Annotated in this window: 19 protein-coding genes; 13 read left to right on the top strand and 6 right to left on the bottom strand. The window is 68.9% G+C overall.

Annotated features, from left to right (window positions below):
* Window positions 1–74: 74 nt before the first annotated feature.
* On the top strand, window positions 75–740 hold the full coding sequence (locus ACQPWU_RS53875; protein ID WP_433434806.1) for a GNAT family N-acetyltransferase: 666 nt from the start codon (window positions 75–77) through the stop codon (window positions 738–740).
* Window positions 741–795: 55 nt separating this feature from the next.
* On the opposite strand, the gene ACQPWU_RS53870 is transcribed toward ACQPWU_RS53875, so the two are convergent.
* From ACQPWU_RS53870 to ACQPWU_RS53860, 3 genes are all read right to left on the bottom strand, one after another.
* A complete protein-coding gene (locus ACQPWU_RS53870) occupies window positions 796–1746 on the bottom strand; it encodes a quinone oxidoreductase family protein (RefSeq protein WP_433434804.1) in 951 nt (316 codons plus the stop codon).
* 44 nt (window positions 1747–1790) lie between these two features.
* Window positions 1791–2618 (bottom strand): helix-turn-helix transcriptional regulator, encoded by an 828-nt coding sequence (locus ACQPWU_RS53865; protein WP_433434802.1) that lies wholly within the window; start codon window positions 2616–2618, stop codon window positions 1791–1793.
* Window positions 2619–2717: 99 nt separating this feature from the next.
* Complete coding sequence (locus tag ACQPWU_RS53860) at window positions 2718–3863, bottom strand: epoxide hydrolase family protein (protein ID WP_433434800.1); 1146 nt, start codon at window positions 3861–3863, stop codon at window positions 2718–2720.
* A 63-nt stretch (window positions 3864–3926) separates the two neighbouring features.
* Between ACQPWU_RS53860 and ACQPWU_RS53855 the strand changes: the two genes are divergently transcribed.
* The 4 genes from ACQPWU_RS53855 to ACQPWU_RS53840 all read left to right on the top strand — a co-directional run bounded on the left by ACQPWU_RS53855 (window position 3927) and on the right by ACQPWU_RS53840 (window position 6867).
* Window positions 3927–4883, top strand: a complete 957-nt coding sequence (locus ACQPWU_RS53855; protein ID WP_433434798.1) for a helix-turn-helix transcriptional regulator — start codon at window positions 3927–3929, stop codon at window positions 4881–4883.
* Between the two features lie 157 nt (window positions 4884–5040).
* A complete protein-coding gene (locus tag ACQPWU_RS53850) occupies window positions 5041–5943 on the top strand; it encodes an N-acyl homoserine lactonase family protein (protein ID WP_433434796.1) in 903 nt (300 codons plus the stop codon).
* 18 nt (window positions 5944–5961) lie between these two features.
* Window positions 5962–6423 carry a MarR family winged helix-turn-helix transcriptional regulator gene (locus tag ACQPWU_RS53845; RefSeq protein WP_433434794.1) on the top strand — a complete coding sequence of 154 codons (462 nt, stop codon included), beginning with the start codon at window positions 5962–5964 and terminating at the stop codon, window positions 6421–6423.
* Window positions 6424–6441: 18 nt separating this feature from the next.
* A complete protein-coding gene (locus tag ACQPWU_RS53840; RefSeq protein WP_433434792.1) occupies window positions 6442–6867 on the top strand; it encodes an SRPBCC family protein in 426 nt (141 codons plus the stop codon).
* Between the two features lie 254 nt (window positions 6868–7121).
* On the opposite strand, the gene ACQPWU_RS53835 is transcribed toward ACQPWU_RS53840, so the two are convergent.
* Window positions 7122–7616 (bottom strand): cupin domain-containing protein, encoded by a 495-nt coding sequence (locus tag ACQPWU_RS53835; protein ID WP_433434790.1) that lies wholly within the window; start codon window positions 7614–7616, stop codon window positions 7122–7124.
* A 321-nt stretch (window positions 7617–7937) separates the two neighbouring features.
* On the opposite strand from ACQPWU_RS53835, the gene wrbA reads away from it, so the two are divergent.
* Together wrbA and ACQPWU_RS53825 are read left to right on the top strand one after the other, a co-directional pair.
* Window positions 7938–8546, top strand: coding sequence for an NAD(P)H:quinone oxidoreductase (gene wrbA / locus ACQPWU_RS53830; RefSeq protein WP_433434788.1), 609 nt, complete (start codon window positions 7938–7940; stop codon window positions 8544–8546).
* Window positions 8547–8651: 105 nt separating this feature from the next.
* On the top strand, window positions 8652–9080 hold the full coding sequence (locus ACQPWU_RS53825; protein WP_433434786.1) for a YybH family protein: 429 nt from the start codon (window positions 8652–8654) through the stop codon (window positions 9078–9080).
* 287 nt (window positions 9081–9367) lie between these two features.
* On the opposite strand, the gene sigJ (ACQPWU_RS53820) is transcribed toward ACQPWU_RS53825, so the two are convergent.
* Window positions 9368–10303, bottom strand: a complete 936-nt coding sequence (gene sigJ, locus ACQPWU_RS53820; RefSeq protein WP_433434784.1) for an RNA polymerase sigma factor SigJ — start codon at window positions 10301–10303, stop codon at window positions 9368–9370.
* Between the two features lie 203 nt (window positions 10304–10506).
* Here sigJ (ACQPWU_RS53820) and ACQPWU_RS53815 point away from each other — a divergent pair, with 203 nt between their 5' ends.
* The 5 genes from ACQPWU_RS53815 to ACQPWU_RS53795 all read left to right on the top strand — a co-directional run bounded on the left by ACQPWU_RS53815 (window position 10507) and on the right by ACQPWU_RS53795 (window position 15601).
* Window positions 10507–11052, top strand: coding sequence for a YceI family protein (locus tag ACQPWU_RS53815; protein ID WP_433434782.1), 546 nt, complete (start codon window positions 10507–10509; stop codon window positions 11050–11052).
* Between the two features lie 152 nt (window positions 11053–11204).
* Window positions 11205–12077 (top strand): RNA polymerase sigma factor SigJ, encoded by an 873-nt coding sequence (gene sigJ / locus ACQPWU_RS53810; protein ID WP_433434781.1) that lies wholly within the window; start codon window positions 11205–11207, stop codon window positions 12075–12077.
* Between the two features lie 65 nt (window positions 12078–12142).
* Window positions 12143–13300: an NAD(P)/FAD-dependent oxidoreductase gene (locus ACQPWU_RS53805; protein WP_433434779.1), complete on the top strand. Its 1158-nt coding sequence runs from the start codon at window positions 12143–12145 to the stop codon at window positions 13298–13300.
* A gap of 217 nt (window positions 13301–13517) precedes the next feature.
* Window positions 13518–14393: a hypothetical protein gene (locus ACQPWU_RS53800; protein WP_433434778.1), complete on the top strand. Its 876-nt coding sequence runs from the start codon at window positions 13518–13520 to the stop codon at window positions 14391–14393.
* Window positions 14390–15601 (top strand): S8 family peptidase, encoded by a 1212-nt coding sequence (locus ACQPWU_RS53795; protein ID WP_433434777.1) that lies wholly within the window; start codon window positions 14390–14392, stop codon window positions 15599–15601. The genes ACQPWU_RS53800 and ACQPWU_RS53795 overlap by 4 nt, the downstream gene beginning before the upstream one ends.
* A gap of 313 nt (window positions 15602–15914) precedes the next feature.
* Here the strand turns inward: ACQPWU_RS53795 and ACQPWU_RS53790 are convergent, their stop codons facing one another.
* Window positions 15915–16142, bottom strand: a complete 228-nt coding sequence (locus ACQPWU_RS53790; RefSeq protein WP_433434775.1) for a hypothetical protein — start codon at window positions 16140–16142, stop codon at window positions 15915–15917.
* A 541-nt stretch (window positions 16143–16683) separates the two neighbouring features.
* On the opposite strand from ACQPWU_RS53790, the gene ACQPWU_RS53785 reads away from it, so the two are divergent.
* Window positions 16684–17058 (top strand): hypothetical protein, encoded by a 375-nt coding sequence (locus ACQPWU_RS53785; protein WP_433434773.1) that lies wholly within the window; start codon window positions 16684–16686, stop codon window positions 17056–17058.
* The last annotated feature ends 103 nt before the right edge of the window (window positions 17059–17161 follow it).

Genomic DNA, 17161 nt, shown 5'->3' with positions numbered 1-17161 from the left:
CGATCATGCCGATGGCAGCGCTGTCTCAGCAAACCAGTAGCCCGGCGGGGGACTTGATCGTCAGGATCGAGTCCATGCTTTCTGATCTGTGGCCCCTATACGGCCTCACCATCTTCACACCCCGGCTCGAGCTTCGCCTGCCCCGTGAAGAGGAACTGGCGGAGCTTGCTCACCTCGCCGGCAGGGGCGTGCACCGCGCGGACGAGCGTCCGTTCCTGACGCCTTGGACCGACGGCAGCCCCGAGGAGCGGGCCCGGTTCGTGCTGCAGGCGCACTGGGGCCAGCTTGGAGGCTGGAGCGTGGCAGCGTGGCGGCTCGGGCTTGGGGTCTTTCGTCATGGAGACCCGCTTGGCGTGGTCACGCTTCGAGCGCGCGACTTCCCGGTTGTCCGGGAGGTCACGACATCCGCGTGGCTGGGAATCGAACACCAGGGCAAGGGCTACGGAACGGAGGCTCGAGTCGGCTTGCTGACGCTGGCCTTCGATCACCTCGACGCACGTGCCGCACTCACCGAGGTGTTCCAGGACAACCATGCCTCTCAGGGCGTGTCCCGCAAGCTCGGCTATGAGTACGACGGCATCTCAGTTGACGCCCGCGGCGACGAGGCCGTCGTATCCGACCGCCTACGGCTTACCCGGGAGAGGTGGATGCAGGAGAATCGGCCCGCAGTGAGGGTGGACGGGACAGCGGCTTGTCGGCCGCTGTTCGGCCTGCGCCCCACGGATACCGCCGGCCGGTAGTGGGGAGGGCAAGCCTTCCCACTACGCGAGCTGACGAGGTCCATCGCAGGTGCGATCAGGCGACCTTGAGGACGAGCTTGCCCGTGGTCGTGCCGGATTCGATGCGCCGGTGTGCCTCGGCGGCCTGCTCCAGCGTCAGCTCCTCCACGCGCAGCCGCAGGTCGCCTGCCGCCACGGCGGCGACGGCTCGGCGCAGCGCTCGGCCTGCCTCCTCGGGGAAGGCGGCGGAGAAAGCCGCCAGGTTGAACCCCGACACGGTCTTGTTGGAGAGCCACAGGTCGTTGGCCGAGATGCCGGCATCGTCGGCGCCGCTGGCGTTGCCCATGACGATCAGGCGGCCCATCGGGTTGAGGGCATCGAGCCCGGTACGGCGTGCCGTACCGCCCACCATGTCCACCACGATGTCGAAGCCGGAGGGATGCTGATCGCGGAGCACCACCTCCTGGTAGCCGAAGCTCTTGGCGACCTCGATCTTGGCGGTGCTGCCGACCACGCCGACAACGCGGCCCGCGCCGAGCAGCCTGGCGGCCTGGCCGAGTTGGCTGCCCACTCCGCCGGCTGCGGCGTGCGCCAGAACGCTTTCGCCTGGCGCGATGCGGGCCACCCTGTCCAGCACGAGGAAGGCGGTAGTGCTGTTGGACGGGATCGCCGCGGCGACGTTCAGGCCGAGGTCGAAACCGTCGAGCGGGGCGACCAGCTCCGCCGAGGTGGTGACCACCTCGGCGTAGCCGCCGCTGTCGACGATGGTCAGCGCCGCCACGGGCTGGCCGACGCGCAGGCCGGTCACGCCGGGGCCGAGGGCGCGGATGTGGCCGGAGACCTCGATGCCGGGGACGAAGGGGAGCGGCACCGCCGCAAGGCCCTGCCGGTAGAGGATCTCGGCGAAGTTGGCGCCCGCGTAGGCGACGTCGATGGCAACCTGGCCGGGACCGGGCTCGGGAATCTTCACCTCAGCGGCCAGAAGGACGTCCGCACCGCCGAACTCGGGGATCGTGATAGCTCTCATGCCCACGATCGTGCCGCCTGCCAGGGAAGATACCCAGACTCCGGTTATCGTGGGTCTGGCACCACCAGCTTGGCGAGCCTGGTCTCGGTTCCGGTGCCGGGCCGCGGATTGTGCAGCACGAGGTGCAGACCGGGGTGGTCGTTCAGCGGCATCTTCAGGGCTTCGAAGCAGAGGTCGCCGGCGTCCGGGTGGCGGATCGACTTGACCGCGGAGTTGCCGGCGGTGACGTCATGCCGGGCCCAGATCTCGGTGAACTCGGGACTGGCCGCGACGAGTTCGCAAGCGATGCGTTCGAACTCCGGGTCGTCGGGGTACTGCGCGGCGTCCGCGCGGAACCTGCCCGCCACGTCGGCGGCGTGCTGCGCCCAGTCCAGGCTCATGGCTCGGAAGCGTTCGTTGGTGAAGTAGGCGACCAGGCAGTTGTGGTCGGTCCGGCCGTACCCGAAGACCACGCGGGCGGCATCGTTGACGGCCACGAAGTTCCAGTGCCTGTCCATGATGTAGGCCGGCCGGGGCGACCAGGCGTCGATCACACGGCGCAGTTCTTCCGTCACCGATTCGGCCGCCGCCGCGGTGCCTGGCGGGGGGTTCAGGCCGGCCAGCAGGTACAGATGCCGTCGTTCGGCCTCGTCCAGCCGCAGCGCCCTGCTGATCGCGTCGAGCACCTCGGCGGAGACGGTGATGTCGCGGCCCTGCTCAAGCCAGGTGTACCAGGACACTCCGACCCCCGCCAGCACCGCGACCTCCTCACGGCGCAGGCCGGGAGTGCGGCGTCGGCCCGCCTCCGGCATCCCCACGTCGGCTGGAGCCAGCCGGGCGCGTCGCGAGCGCAGGAAGTCACGTAGCTCCGTACGGCGGTGGTCATTTGCCATGAATGTCATGATATGAGCGGATGAAATGGCTCATGCTTGGCAAGTGTGCTCGGGAACGTGTTCGCTCGGGTGACGTTCCGTAGGCCGCCCCGCCCGTGGTCAGCGGACCTTACGGAAGAACGCCCGGACGTCGTCGACCAGCAGGTCGGGGGCCTCCATTGCGGCGAAGTGACCGCCCCGGTCGAACTCCGACCAATGGATCACGTTGTGCTCGCGTTCGGCGACACGCCGGATCCCGCCGTCGCCGGGGAAGACCGCGACCCCATGCGGGACCTCCGAGCGCTCGACCGGCATCCCCCACTGTGCCGAGCCCTCCTTGTAGAGCCGGGCGGACGAGGCGGCGGTGCGGGTCAGCCAGTAGATCGTCACGTCGGTGAGCATCTGGTCAAGGTCGACCGCGTCCTCGGGCAGGTCGTGCGCGGGGTCGGTCCACTCCTTGAACTTCTCCACGATCCAGGCCAGCTGGGCGGCGGGGGAGTCGTGCAGGCCGAAGGCGATGGTCTGCGGTCGGGTGACCTGGATGATCGCGTAGCCGGAGCGGTCCTGGTCGGCATAGATCTGCATGCGCGCCTGCTCGGTCTCGGTGAGGCCCTCCATCTCGGCCGGGTCGAAGGTCGGGAAGCCGAGCGCGCCGTTGACGTGCACGCCGGCCACCCGGTCGGGGGCGACGCGGCCGAGCTCGGGGGAGACGACCGAGCCGCTGTCGCCGCCCTGGGCGCCGTAGCGCTCGTAGCCGAGGCGGCTCATCAGCTCGGCCCATGCGCGGGCGACCCGGCGCAGGTCCCAGCCGGTCTCGCGGGTGGGGCCGGAGAAACCGAAGCCGGGGATGGACGGAGCGACGACGTGGAAGGCGTCGGCGGGGTCGCCGCCGTGGGCGCGAGGGTCGGTGAGCGGGCCGATGACCTTCATGAACTCGACGATCGAGCCGGGCCAGCCGTGGGTGAGGACCAGCGGCAGCGCGTCCGGCTCGGGGGAGCGCACGTGCAGGAAGTGGATGTTCTGGCCGTCGATCTCGGTGGTGAACTGCGGGTACTCGTTGAGCGCCGCCTCGTGCTTTCGCCAGTCGTATCCGCTGCGCCAGTACTCGGCCAGCCGCTGCACGTACGAGACCGGGATGCCGTACGACCAGCCGACGCCGGGCAGCTCGTCGGGCCAGAGGGTGCGCGCCAGCCGGTCGTGCAGGTCGTCGAGCGCGGGCTGCGGGATGTCGATGCGGAACGGGCTGATCTCCGTGGTGAACGTCATGGGAAACACGCTAGGAACCTGCTAGGACAGGATCAGTCCTAGGAATGGGGCAATCTGGAGAACATGTTGGAGACATCGGCCCGGTTGCTCAGACTGCTCTCGCTCCTGCAGACCCACCGGGAGTGGTCGGGCGTGGAACTGGCGGAGCGGCTCGGCGTGACCGCGCGGACCGTCCGCCGTGACGTCGGGCGGCTGCGCGAGCTCGGCTATCCCGTGCACGCCACCGCCGGTGCGCCCGGCTACCGGCTCGGCGCAGGCACGGATCTGCCGCCGCTCCTGTTGGACGACGACGAGGCGGTGGCGGTCGCGGTGGGGCTGCGGACGGCGGCCGGGGGCTCGGTGTCGGGGATCGAGGAGACCTCCGTACGGGCGCTGGCCAAGCTGGAGCGGGTGCTGCCGTCCCGGCTCAGGCATCGTGTGCACGCGCTGCAGTCGATGACCGTGCCGATGGGACGGGCGGGTTCGGCGGTGGACCCGGCGTCCCTGACCGTGATCGCCGCCGCCTGCCGCGACCACGAGACCCTGCGGTTCGGTTACCGGACGCACGACGGGCAGGAGAGCGTCCGCGCCGCCGAGCCGTACCGGCTCATCCATTCGGGGCGGCACTGGTACCTGCTTGGCTGGGACACCGGCCGGGCCGACTGGCGCAGCTACCGGGTCGACCGCCTGAGCCTGCGGACGCCGAACGGACCGCGGTTCGTCCCTCGCGACCCTCCCGACTCCGACCTGGCGGCCTACATGTCCCGGTCGATCTCCATCGCGCCCTATCGATACCAGGGCCGTTTCACGATGCACGCTCCGGCCGAGGTCGTCGCCGAGCACATGCCGCCCACGATGGGGACGATCGAGCCGATCGACGAGCGGTCCTGCACGTTGTCCAGCGGCGCGAACGACCTTGACGAACTCGCCGTCTGGGTCGCGCTGATGGACATCGACTTCGAAGTGCACGAGCCGCCCGAGCTCGTCGACCGCATCCGCGCCCTCTCCACCCGCCTCGCCACCGCTGCCAGATCATCCTGAAGCAGCGTGAAGTGCTCTACGAGCTCGTCCAGGGCCAGCGGGACTGACGTCCCTCTCCAAATCCTTTTGCCGGCGCCACCTGTCCAGCGGGGTGTAGCAACCGTCCGTCGAACCAAGATTAGTTGACACGACATATATGTCGTGTAATCTAATCATCATGACGAACGCGCGGAACGCCGCAAACCCCATCAAGCGTGTCTCAGTGGTCAGCACCGGCTCGGTGTCGATCCACCCCGAACACGTGGCCGCCACTCGCAAGCCGCTGTACTGGTGGCTGTTCACCTCGCGGCGCTGGACGCAGCCGCTACCGATCAACGTGTACGTGATCGAGCACCGCGACGGCCTGGTGCTGTTCGATACCGGGCAGGACCGCGCCTCGGTGACCGACCCCGACTACTTCCCCGGCGGCATCACCGGAGTGATGTATGACCGGCTGTCCCGCTTCGACATCGCCCCGGAGCAGACCCTCACCTCCCAGCTGGCGGCCATCGGCTACGACATCGGCGACGTCCACACCGCGGTCGTCTCCCACCTCCACCAAGATCACATCGGCGGGCTGCGCGAGCTGACCGGCGCGCAGATCGTGGTCAGCCGCCGCGAGTGGCAGAGCCTGGGTCAGGCAGCACCGGAACTACGCGGACTCCTGCGCTCCCACATCGACCTGCCCGGCCTGCGCTGGCGCCACCTCGTCCCCGAGCCCTTGGCCGACCGCACCCTGGCCCCCTTCACCACCGGGCACGACCTGTTCGACGACGGCAGCATGGTGCTGCTGCCCACCCCCGGCCACACCCCCGGGTCGCTGTCGATGCTGGTCCGCGGTTCCGGACGTGCACCGCTGCTCATGGTCGGAGACCTGACCTACGACGTGGGCCTGCTGGAGCGGGGCCACGTGCCCGGCGTCGGCGAAAAGCGTCAACTGTCGGCCACCACCGAGATGATCAACCAGTTCCGCCTGGCCAACCCCGGCCTGACGGTCTTGGCCGCCCATGACCCGAGCGCGGCCCCCGCCCTGGCCGGCGCCACCAGCGGTGACCTGGCCGCCGCTCACGCCCAGCTCTGACCTGGGAGAATGACGTCCATGCGCCCCGCAGAGGAGTTCCGCTACCTCGTCCTGGCCGCCCAGCGCGAAGGCAACCGCCTGCTGGGACAAGCGCTGAAGCCGCTGGGCCTCACCACCTCCCAGGCCGAAGTCATCCGCATCCTGCACGACCGCCAGCCCTTGACTCTGACCGGGCTGGGCGAGCTCCTGGTCTGCGAGAGCGGCACCAGCCCCAGCCGCCTGGTCGACCGCTTGGTCGCCGCAGAGCTGATCCAGCGCACCGCCGCCGAACACGACCGCCGGCACATCGAACTCCGCCTCACCGACAGGGGCGACGACCTGGCCCGGCAGGTCATCCAGATCGAGGAACAGCTCTACCAGTCGATCGACGCTCTGGCCGAAGACACCGGCCTCGACCAGATCAACACCTTCCTGCGCTCCTTCGTCCGCGGCCTTCCCGCAGGTCAAGCACTCGCCCGTCGCATCGCCACCACCCGATAGCCCAGAAGGTCCCCCGCCATGACCCACCAGCGAGCCACCCGCTTCCTCAACGCGCCCCTCGACCGGGTCCGGCACGCGCTGCTCGACCCGCAGGCCCTCCCGGAGTGGAACCCGGCCTTCCGCTCCCTGAACGGACCCGCCCGCGCCGCCACCGGCACCCGCTACCTCATCACCGTCAAGGGAGAGTTGAGCGGAACCTGGGAATACACCCGAATCGACGACCACGACATCGACACGACCTGGCAAGTGCCCGGCTTCCGCGAAACCGGCACCTGGCACCTGCGCCCCCACGACTACGGCACCATCGTCACCCACGAGTTCCGCCACGAAGGCCCGCTGGCCCGCCTGCTGAGCAAGGCCTACCGCGGCGTCGCCGAACTACGCCTGGACCGCCTCACCCAGCGAACGGCAGCCGCCGCCAGCCTCGCCAACGCCGACTCCTGATCCGCTGTCCAAGGAGAGGACAAGAACGTAACCCGGGAATCAGGGCCGCACCAGAACGTCAGGGTTCGACCCCCCGGTGAGCGGGGCGGCCATCCGGTCGATGTCCAGCCCCTTCAACGACATCCGATCATGTAAGCACCTGGCCGGCCCGGCCTTGCCGGCTGAGTTCACGACGCTGTTCCAGGGTGACTCGAAGCGCCTTGATCTCTTCGCGGCCTCGCCGCTGCCTCGCAGTCGACGGGTCCGTTGATCGGCTACGGTGCGACGTACTGGTCGTGCCTGGCGTACACCTCGGTCCATTCCTCGTCGCTGAGCCGGCGGCCGGAAGCGACGATTTCGGCGAGCTCCTGGAAATACGCCTCCCGGGGCGCCCCCGGCGTGAACAGCACCAGCATGGAAGCAGGTGCGTCGGAATTGTTGCTGAAGGCGTGGACCCCGCCTGGCGGCACGTACAGGAAGTCGCCCGGTGTCGCGTCCAGCCATCGCTCGCCGTTGTACAGCGAGACGGTGCCCTCCAGGACGAAGAACGACTCGGAAATGGTCCTGTGAAAGTGGGCGCCGGGGCCGTTCGGGATCGCGGCCATGTCCCAGCGGTAGAGACCGAATTGGCCATCGGTGCTCGCACCGGTCGCCAGATAGCCGACCCGGGATTTGACTCCGATCGTGAGATCCGGCGGTGCGTCGGCCGGCCGGTAGGTCGCGCTGGCGATTCCGTGGTCCTTGAAGTATCGCGGCGGCGGATAGGACATCGTTACTCGCTCCTGGCGGTGGATCGTTCTGAGCGGCATGACCCTACGCGATGAAGCGGCACCGTCGGGAGATCCAATTCCCGCCTGTTTGATTGAGCCAACATCCGGCCCGCCTGACGCTACGGCGAGGGGTACGGCGGCGGTTCCCTGGCGTGTCGGCCCAGGCCAGATCCGTCGCGGTCGGTTCGGCGCCACCAGGCGGCCGTGGCGAGGGTGCCGGCTGCGTCCTGGGCCCGGAGGGTGAGGTCGGCGCGGCGCCTCACATTGCGCAGGGCTGTGTCGTCGTACCGATGAACCGAACGCGAAGGAAGTAAACCGATCATGGAACCCGTGAACGTCGCAGTCATCTACTACAGCGCCACCGGCAACGTGCACGCTCTGGCGCAAGCCGCCGCCGAGGGTGCGGAGAAGGCCGGCGCACACGTACGACTGCGTAAGGTCGCCGAAACGGCCCCACCGGAGGCGATCAGCGCCAATCCGGCCTGGGCCCAACACCTAAAGGACACAGCCGACGTCCCCGAGGCCGGCCACGACGATCTGGCCTGGGCCGACGCGGTGCTGTTCGGCACCCCCACCCGCTTCGGCAGCCCGGCGAACCAGCTCAGGCAGTTCATCGACACCACAGGTCCCCTGTGGTACACAGGCAAGCTCGCGGACAAGGTGTACTCGGCTTTCACCGCCTCCAACACCGCCCACGGCGGACAGGAGTCCACCCTCCTGGCACTGGGGAACACCTTCTACCACTGGGGCGGCATCATCGTGCCCCCCGGCTACACCGACCCCATCCAGTTCGAGTCAGGCAATCCCTATGGCACCTCCCACGTGGCCGGCGATGGCTCTCCCAGCGAGGTGACCTTGCAGGCGGCCCGTCACCAGGCCCGCCGCGTCGTCGACACCGCGGCCTCACTCAAGGCCGGCCGCGCGGCCTGATCCAGCAAGGGACACCGACGGGGCTGGTACGGATATTCCACAGAAAGCACAGGGGCCGTCGCCAGGTGGGCTGGTTGCGGTCGGAATTCTTGAACGGAGGATGCGATGACTTCGAACGATTCCGAGGTTAGGGCGCTCTTGGACAGTCGAGTCGAGGCCTGCCAGGAAAAGGACATTGATCGACTCATGTCGCATTATTCTTCCGACATCGTTTATTACGATGTCGTTCCCCCGCTCCAGTTCGTGGGGGCCGAGGAAGTCCGCGGCAACTTTGTGCGGTGGTTCGATGAATACGATGGCGCCATCGGCCTGGAAACGCACGACCTCACCATTGCGACGCATGCAGATGTCGCGTTCGCGAACATGCTTCATCTGGACAGCGGAACGCGCAAGAACGGGCTCCAGAGTTCGATATGGGTACGATCGACCGTCTGTTGCCGACGGTCAAATGACAAGTGGTTGATCACGCACGAACATATCTCAGTGCCGATCAACCCTCAGAACCTTCAGGCCTGGTTCCCGCCGGAGGTGTGAGCCGGCCTGATCTGATGGGCGATCCTGCCGGCTGGGCCGCTGCCCTGGTGGTGTCCGGCGATGGCAAGAACGCCGGTGACCCTCCGATGATGCGGGTGGCAGGCCGGAACGGGGCGCCGCGATGATCGCGGCGCCCCAGGACACGACCGGCGTCACCGCGACGGACGTACCATCCGGGCGGGCTGGATGGCGGGCTTGACCGAAGCCACCTCCATCGCAGCAGAACGGCCCCATCGTTGATCGGCCTCAACTACTCAGCTTCGGCCATGCCGGGTGAGCAGCGCGCGTCAGCCCGTCGTCCACGGCCGGAGCTTCTCGGGGTTCCGCACTCCCCAGATGCGCTTGATTCGGTCACCTGTGACCTCGAACGCCATCACTCCCACGGTGACGTCGTCCAGCTGAAGCACCAGACCGGGTTGACCGTTGACCGTACGCTCCAGGATCGTCAGATCGGGTGCCATGGCGGCGACATCGACGCAGTAGCGGGCGACCTGCTCGCTGCCTTCGACCGGGAGGAGCGCGGCGCTGACCAGGCCGCCGCCGTCGGCGATCGCCGTGGCGTCGGGGTCGAGGAGGCCGATGAGGGCGTTGATGTCCTTGGCCTCCCATGCCTGCTTGAAGTCCTTGACGATGCCGGCCTGCCGGGCTGCCGGAGTCGCGGGAGCCTGCGACGCGCGGATGCGACGGCGGGCCGAGACGGCCAGCTGGCGGCATGCCGCCGGCGTACGGCCGACGATCTCGGCCACTTCGGCGAAGGGGTAGCGGAAGACGTCGTGCAGGATGAACGCGACGCGCTCGGCCGGGGTCATCGATTCGAGCACGACGAGGAAGGCCATGTTGATCGACTCGTCGAGGGTGACCCGGTCGGCCGGATCGACCACGCCGCCGCCCGGCCGCCCGTTGATCCACTCCGTACGCTCGGGCAGCGGCTCGGGGATCCATTCGCCCACATAGCGTTCCCGCCTCGCGCGTGCCGAGCCGAGCAGATCGAGGCAGACGCGACTGGCGACCTTCGTCAGCCAGCCGCCGGGGGACTCGATGGCCTCCTGCTCACGCCGGGACATGGCATACCAGCGGACGTACGTCTCTTGTACGACATCTTCGGCATCGGCCAGGGAGCCGAGGAGCCGGTACGCCAGATTGATCAGCTGACTGCGCTCGCTCATGATCGCGCTCAGGCCCGGATCGAGCCGGTCGGCTCCTGGCTCGGATGGGGTGGTCATGGCGTCGACTTTCCTTTGTCCCATGTGCTCTCACCAGTACGACGAGACAACACCTCGGAATGTGAGGTTGGCGCCTCACCTCACATTCCAGGGTGCTGTGTCGTCGGACTGCTGAAGTCGAACGCTCCAGCCGCGACCGTCCCGCAGGAAGCGCGTGGAACCGAAGGACTGACCACCTCTTCCCTCTCCAGGAGTGACCAAGCATGTCAACCACGACCAAGCTCAGCGAGCTGACCGGCGATTACGTCCTCGACACCGCCCACACGCGAATCGGCTTCGTCGCCCGGCACACGATGGCCACTAGAGTGCGCGGGCAGTTCGACGAGTTCGAGGGCGGCGCGTACCTGGACGGCGACGACCCGTCGAAGTCCAGCGTCCGGCTCACCATCCAGGCCAAGAGCATCCAGACCCGCAATCCGCAGCGCGACGCCCAGCTGCGCAGCACGTTCTTGAACGTGGACGACCACCCGGACCTCACCTTCACCTCAACCAAGGTGAAACAGACCGGAGAAACCAGCTTCAAGGTCACCGGTGACCTGGCCGTCCGCGGTGTGATCAACTCGGTGACCGTGAACTTCGAGCTGAGCGGCGTCGAGAACGACCCGCAGGGCGAGCTCCGGGTCGGCTTCAAGGGCAGCCTCACGATCAACCGTAACCACTGGGGCGTGAACTGGAACGCCGCGACCACGGCCATGGTCAGCGCGAAGGTGCTGCTGGAGTTCGACGTCGCCGCGATCCGCCAATCCTGACGATCCCGGCCACCGTCCCCCAGGAACTGCGGCAGGCGCTGGGCGAAGGGCAGTGGTGGCACGCGCCGACCGGGTGAGACCCACCGTTCGGGTCAGGAGATCGTTTTGCCTGGACTCGAGGGTCGACGATTCGAGAGGGTAGGAGGCCGACAGTGGAGCTGACCGGCACGTTGGCGGAGGCCGACTGGGAGTCGCATCGCCCCGCGGTCTTCGGGGCGGCCTACCGGATCCTCGGCACCGTGGCCGAGGCCGAGGACGTGACGCAGGAGGTATGGTTGCGTGCCGCCGCCGCCGACCTGTCCGAGGTGCGGGATCTGCGGGCCTGGCTGGTGACCCTGGCCGCCCGTACGTCGTACAACGTGCTGAAGTCGGCGCGCGTCCGGCGCGAGTCCTATGTCGGGCCCTGGCTGCCCGAACCGCTGCTGACCGGGCCCGACGCCGCCGCCCAGGTGCTCATGGACGAGTCGGTGAGCACCGCGATGCTGGTGGTCATGGAGAGCCTCACCCCCGCCGAACGCGTCGCGCTGGTGCTGCACGACGTCTTCGACTTCCCGTTCGGCCGGATCGCCGAGGTGCTCGGCGGCACGCCCGCCGCCAGCCGCAAACTCGCCTCCCGCGCGCGGGCGCGGGTCGCCGCGGTCAAGGAGCGGCCCCGGGCGTCCAGGGCCGAGACCGAACGTGTGCTCAAGGCGTTCAAGGCGGCCGCCGACGCGGGGGACATGGCCGGGCTCGTCGAGTTGCTGGACCCCGAGGCCGTCTACATCGCCGACGGCGGCGGCAAGGTGACCGCCGCGCGCAGGCCGGTCCTGGGTGCGGAGTCGATCGCCCTGCTGACAGTCAGGCAGATCGAGATCAGGCGGCCCGACGCGTTCCAGATCATGGAGGTGAACGGGCACCCGGCCCTGGCGACCTACCGCGGCGGCGAGCTGGTCTGGCTCGACACCGTGGAGATCGCCGACGGGCGGATCACCGCGTTCAGGAGACTGGCCAATCCCGAGAAGTTCGCGCACATCGGTCACATCTGAACCCGCCATGTTGTCTCCCTGCCGAACCTCCGATCCCCCGGGGGTGAGGCTGAGGGAGGGACAAGATGACGGCACACGTTGTGATCATCGGAGGCGGCTTCGCGGGCGTGTGGAGCGCGGCCGGAGCGGCGCTGGCACGCGGAGAGGCGGACCTGCGCATCACGCTCATCGCGCCGGACGAGCACCTGGTGCTGCGGCCGCGCCTGTACGAGCCGGAGCCGGACCTGGCCAAGGTGGAGCTGAGCAGGATCCTCGAGCCGATCGGCGTCGAGCACCTGCGGGCCTCGGTGAGCACGATCGACACCGGCCGCCGCGTGGTGGTGGCCGACGGCCAGGAGATCGGCTATGACCGTCTGGTGCTGGCGGCGGGCAGCAGGCTCGTTCGGCCCCAGGGCCTGCCCGGCGCTGAACGGCTCTTCGACATCGACACCCTGGACGGCGCCCGGCGGCTCACCGGCCATCTGCGCGACCGGGAGGACTACCGCGCCGTGGTCGTCGGCGCCGGGTTCGTCGGCCTGGAGGCCGCGACCGAACTGGCCGCCCGGGGCCGGGTGCTGCTGGTGGACCGGTCGCAGGTGGTCGGAGACCAGCTCGGCCCGGGCCCGCGCGAGGAGATCGAGGCGGCGCTGGACAAGCTGGGCATCGAACGCCGCCTCGGGACGACTGTGAGGGAGGTCGGCGACGGATACGCCGTCCTCTCCGACGGCACCAGGGTCGAGGCGGACGCGGTGGTCTGGTCGGTGGGGATGAGGGCAAGTGAGCTCACCCGGCAGATCTCCGACGGGCTCGACCACCTCGGCCGGGTGCCGGTGGACCAGCGGCTGCGCGCCCTTCCCGAGGTGTTCGTCGCCGGGGACACGGCCGCGGCGGCGTTCGACGCCGAGCACACGGTCATGCAGGCCTGCCAGCACGCCACCCCGCTCGGCAAGGTCGCCGGGTACAACGCGGCGGCCGACCTGCTCGACCTGCCGCTGCGCGACTTCACCCCCGGCCCGTACGTCACCTGCCTGGACCTGGGCGGCGCCGGTGGGGTCTTCACGAGGGGCTGGGACCGCAGGGTGATGGCCTCGGGCGCCGACGGCGCGGACATCAAGAAGCGGATCAACCAGCACATCCACCCGCCGGTCGACGACGCCACGAAGATCCTCGCCGCCGCCGACCGCGTCTACCTCGAGCTCCCCTTCTTCCCTCTCGACGAGGAGAAGGCCGCCGCCGCCACATGAACCCCGCACCCCACCAGAACGCCCGTCACGTGTGGAGATCGACACGGCGACGCTGTACGAGGCGCCTGTCCTCGATGCTGCGGCGGAAGGTGACGAGCGGGCTGCGGCCCGGTTCGTGTGGCAGACCGATAGGGTCAGAGCGCACAAATCGATCATAAGGGTTCAAACGGAACAGTGCTCCATCCCTGATCGGCCGGCTCGCACGACAGGAGAGACGATGATGTACCCCCCGTCCGGCTCCGGGCCGGGGCTCCATCCCCCTCAGCCGCCCTCCGGGCCTTCCCACCCGTATGACGCACCCGGGCAGCCGCAGGCCGGTCCGTACCAGCACCCACAGCCACCGGCAGGGCCGGCGCGGCCTGGACGCAGCGCCTGGCGGGTCGTCTTGGGGCTCGTCATCGCGGGCTTCGGCCTGCTGGCCGTGCTCGGCGGTGGCGCGCTCATCGCGCACGCCTACTCCAACAGCCGGCAGACCATCCACAACTCGGAGTACGCCAAGGAACTGTGGCGCAACGTGCCCGTCGAGAAGCTGTTCCCGCCGCAGCTCGGCCGGGAGCACCCCGACAAGGGATACTCCTCCCCGAACGACGAGCGCGGCTGGACCAGAGCCGCGATCTCTTCCGACACCTCCTGCCGGGCGGCGCTCTCCGGCGAGCTGGCCAGGATCGCCGCCGAGCGGGGCTGCGTCGCGGCCATACGCGCCACGTACGTGGACGACACCGGAGGGACGGCCGCGACCGTGGCCCTGGTTGCCTTCCGCGACCCCAACGCCGGCACCGATCTGGCGGACATCGTGCGTGAGGCGCAGGAGAAGCCGGACCACGCGGTACGTGCTCTCGCCGCGCCGGGCACCCAGTGGAAGGACTCCGCGCGCACCGGGAGCGGCGGCCGGACCGTTGGGGACGCGCCCATGTTCGTGGCGGTCACCACGGGGCCGGCGGACGGCCGCAGGTCCGGACGGCTGCCCGAACCGTGGGGCAGGAGGGCCTTCCAGCAGCAGGAGGACCGTGAGGCGTGGGCGTACACCGCCCAAGGGCTCGCGGAGAGCCTCGCCACCCGGCTGTACGCCGAGAGCCGGAAGGTGGGAGCATGATCCGCAGGCTGACCTGCGCGGCCGTGCTGGTCGCCGGCCTGGTCGCGGCCACTGCCGCGCCGGCGGTGGCCGAGGCGCCGCAGGGCTGGGAACTGCAGGCCATGAAGGTGCCCGCCGCGCAGCGGCTCGGACAGGGCAAGGGGGTCACCGTCGCGGTCCTGGACACAGGGGTCATGAAGAACCATCCGGAATTCCGAGGACGGGTGACCAACGGCCCCGACTTCATCGGCGGGGGCGCCCGGCCGGGGCAGTCGTACTGGGGCGCGCACGGCACCGCCATGGCCTCCAGCGTGCTGCGCGTCGCCCCCCAGGCTCGGGTGCTCTCGGTACGGGTGATCTGGGATCACGAGGACCCGGCACGCAAGCGCGCGGAGGCCGCCGCCAAGTCCGGCCGCGTCGCCGCCGACAAGGAGAGCATCAAAGCAGGCACCGCGCTGGCCAAGGGCATCCGATACGCCGTCGACAAGGGCGCCCGGGTGATCTCCATGTCTCTCGGCACCGACGAGTGGGGTTTCGGCAGCGGCTACGAGGACCTCACGGCCGCGGCCGTCGACTACGCCCTCGGCAAGGGGGCCATCCTGCTGGCCAGCGCAGGCAACGGCGGATCCACCGACCCGCTGGAGGTCGACGCGAACAACGTCGTTTCCTACCCGGCCGCGTACCCGGGAGTGGTCGCCGTGGCGGCGATGGCGCCCAACGGCGTGCGGGCGGAGTTCTCCCAGGTGCACACGTACAACACGATCAGCGCACCCGGCGTGGACATCTACGCCGCCGACAACCGCGGCGGCTACCGGTCGGGGGACGGCACCTCTCCCGCCTGCGCGCTCTCGGCGGGCACGGCGGCACTGATGCTGTCCCGCAACCCCGACCTGACGCCCCGGCAGGTGCGCGACATCCTGGTGCGGACCGCCAGGAAGCCGCCGGCCGGCTACAACGTGTTTCTCGGCTTCGGGCTGATCGACGCGGCGGCGGCGGTGCGGGCGGCGGGCGCGACCAAGGAAGCCGAGATCGCGGCCGCCCCGTACAAGGGGAAGAAGTACCTCGGTGGCGGACCGGTCGCCGCACCGACCACCCACCCGCCGATCGACATGTCCTACGTGGCCGTGGGCGGCACGGCCGCCGGAGTGGGGCTGCTGTTCCTGCTGGGCGCGGTGCTGCTGCTGCGCCGGCCCCGCGCCCGCCCCGCGCCCGGCCGTCCGATGCGCTGACGCCCGCCCCGCCGGGGCGTGTTCGAGCCGCTGGCTTGGATCGGTCTGATCCCGCACGTGCTGGTTGTGCCGGCAGCGGTTCTATGTCCACCGGCTGACCGCCATGCAGGCGGCCAAGCGCCGTGGACCTCAGCCCGCTGGAAGGTGACGAGGTCGTCCCCGAACGGCTGAGGAAGCAGCGCGACGGCTACTCCGTAGCCACTCAGCGCTGGTGGGACACATGGGTCGAATCCGGGCTCGGGGGCGCATAACGAGAGGCGGGCCCCTCGGAAGGGGCCCGCCCAGGAATGCTCAGGTCAGCAGGTCTTCGCCGTCACTGGGCTGCCTTCTTGCGGATCTGCTCTCCGTCGTGCGTGCCGCCACTGCATACGCGACCTTGGGCAGGAGCCTGAGCCTTCGTAACGGTCCCACCGCCCGCCTTGCATTTGTGGCGGGTGACAGCCGGAGCGGCTGAGGTTGTTGCCGACGCGGCGGGAGCGACGGCAATGAAGGCGGCTGCTGCGGCCAGGAGGCCGCCGGTCAGTGCTGCGGTGATGCGCATCGAGATCTCCTGTCGGATTGCAGGGAACTCCCCCCTGACTACGCTCTGTAGCGCTCGACAACGTACCGCAACGTTGCGAGTGCCAAACCTGATTTGACCCGACCGACACGAACGAGGCCGGCGGGGCGGCTACCCGCGGGTGATCATTGGCTCAGGCGCACCTGGATGAGCATGGCCCGCCAGGCGGCCTCGTTCAGGCCGAGGTCTTCACGGGTAGAGGGGGTTGAAGGGTTCGGTTCGTTCCCAGCCTTCGACGATGTCACCGAGCTGTAGCTCTGCGGCGAGAATTCGAAGTTCTGGCACGTTGGCCAGGCTAGAAACGTGGTCACGCGGGTACAACCGCCTTCCCCCGAGGCGAGGAGATTGGTGATGACACCGGGCTGTGGGAACTGTCAGTGCGAGGACGTCCTCTCAACCGCCAAACTGCCGTGGTGGCAGCAGTACGTGACAGGTAAAACGTCCTGAAACGCAAAAAATGCCCCGCCCGGAATTCCAGGCGGGGCTTTCTTGTGGCCGTAGAGGCTCATGTAGGTGGGAACGCGTGGCTGGGGTGCTCGTGCGAGAGGATCAGATTGTGCGAGCGTTGGTTCTGACGGGACCGCCGGCGGTGGGCAAGAGCACGATCGGTCGCCTCGTTGCCCAAGGACGACCATGTGCTGCCCTCATCGACATCGACGATGTTCGGCATCTGGTCGTCAGCGGCCATACCGCGCCATGGAACGGTCTGGAAGGGCTTCGCCAGCAACGACTGGGGGTGCTTAACGGGTGTGCGTTGGCCCGGAACTTCTTGGACGACGACATCGACGTGGTGATCGTGGATGTGCTGACGGACAGCACCGCCGAGCTTTATCGAGCCTCACTGCCTGACATGCTGATTCTGAAGCTCGAGGTGGACTTCCGCGAGGCGGAGAGATGAGCGGGGACCCGGCCTGTGTACCTGACACCAGAGGAGTTCCGCGCGCTGCACGACCAGCAGGACGATTTCACGGGTAGCGACATCCAAGTGGACGTCACACGAC

The organism is Nonomuraea sp. CA-141351 (assembly GCF_050944675.1).
Classification (GTDB): Bacteria; Actinomycetota; Actinomycetes; order Streptosporangiales; family Streptosporangiaceae; genus Nonomuraea.
This window is presented reverse-complemented; position numbering and strand designations above follow the sequence as displayed.

Bases quoted from the DNA above. Each gene is read 5' to 3' on its own strand.
- wrbA (WP_433434788.1), top strand. From the start codon at position 7,938: ATGGAACCCGTGAACGTCGCAGTCATCTACTACAGCGCCACCGGCAAC.
- ACQPWU_RS53870 (WP_433434804.1), bottom strand. From the start codon at position 1,746: ATGAGAGCTATCACGATCCCCGAGTTCGGCGGTGCGGACGTCCTTCTG.
- ACQPWU_RS53825 (WP_433434786.1), top strand. From the start codon at position 8,652: ATGACTTCGAACGATTCCGAGGTTAGGGCGCTCTTGGACAGTCGAGTC.
- ACQPWU_RS53805 (WP_433434779.1), top strand. From the start codon at position 12,143: ATGACGGCACACGTTGTGATCATCGGAGGCGGCTTCGCGGGCGTGTGG.
- ACQPWU_RS53845 (WP_433434794.1), top strand. From the start codon at position 5,962: ATGCGCCCCGCAGAGGAGTTCCGCTACCTCGTCCTGGCCGCCCAGCGC.
- ACQPWU_RS53790 (WP_433434775.1), bottom strand. From the start codon at position 16,142: ATGCGCATCACCGCAGCACTGACCGGCGGCCTCCTGGCCGCAGCAGCC.
- ACQPWU_RS53850 (WP_433434796.1), top strand. From the start codon at position 5,041: ATGACGAACGCGCGGAACGCCGCAAACCCCATCAAGCGTGTCTCAGTG.
- ACQPWU_RS53855 (WP_433434798.1), top strand. From the start codon at position 3,927: ATGTTGGAGACATCGGCCCGGTTGCTCAGACTGCTCTCGCTCCTGCAG.
- sigJ (WP_433434784.1), bottom strand. From the start codon at position 10,303: ATGACCACCCCATCCGAGCCAGGAGCCGACCGGCTCGATCCGGGCCTG.
- ACQPWU_RS53875 (WP_433434806.1), top strand. From the start codon at position 75: ATGCTTTCTGATCTGTGGCCCCTATACGGCCTCACCATCTTCACACCC.
- ACQPWU_RS53860 (WP_433434800.1), bottom strand. From the start codon at position 3,863: ATGACGTTCACCACGGAGATCAGCCCGTTCCGCATCGACATCCCGCAG.
- ACQPWU_RS53800 (WP_433434778.1), top strand. From the start codon at position 13,518: ATGATGTACCCCCCGTCCGGCTCCGGGCCGGGGCTCCATCCCCCTCAG.
- ACQPWU_RS53865 (WP_433434802.1), bottom strand. From the start codon at position 2,618: ATGGCAAATGACCACCGCCGTACGGAGCTACGTGACTTCCTGCGCTCG.
- ACQPWU_RS53835 (WP_433434790.1), bottom strand. From the start codon at position 7,616: ATGTCCTATCCGCCGCCGCGATACTTCAAGGACCACGGAATCGCCAGC.
- ACQPWU_RS53815 (WP_433434782.1), top strand. From the start codon at position 10,507: ATGTCAACCACGACCAAGCTCAGCGAGCTGACCGGCGATTACGTCCTC.
- ACQPWU_RS53840 (WP_433434792.1), top strand. From the start codon at position 6,442: ATGACCCACCAGCGAGCCACCCGCTTCCTCAACGCGCCCCTCGACCGG.
- ACQPWU_RS53795 (WP_433434777.1), top strand. From the start codon at position 14,390: ATGATCCGCAGGCTGACCTGCGCGGCCGTGCTGGTCGCCGGCCTGGTC.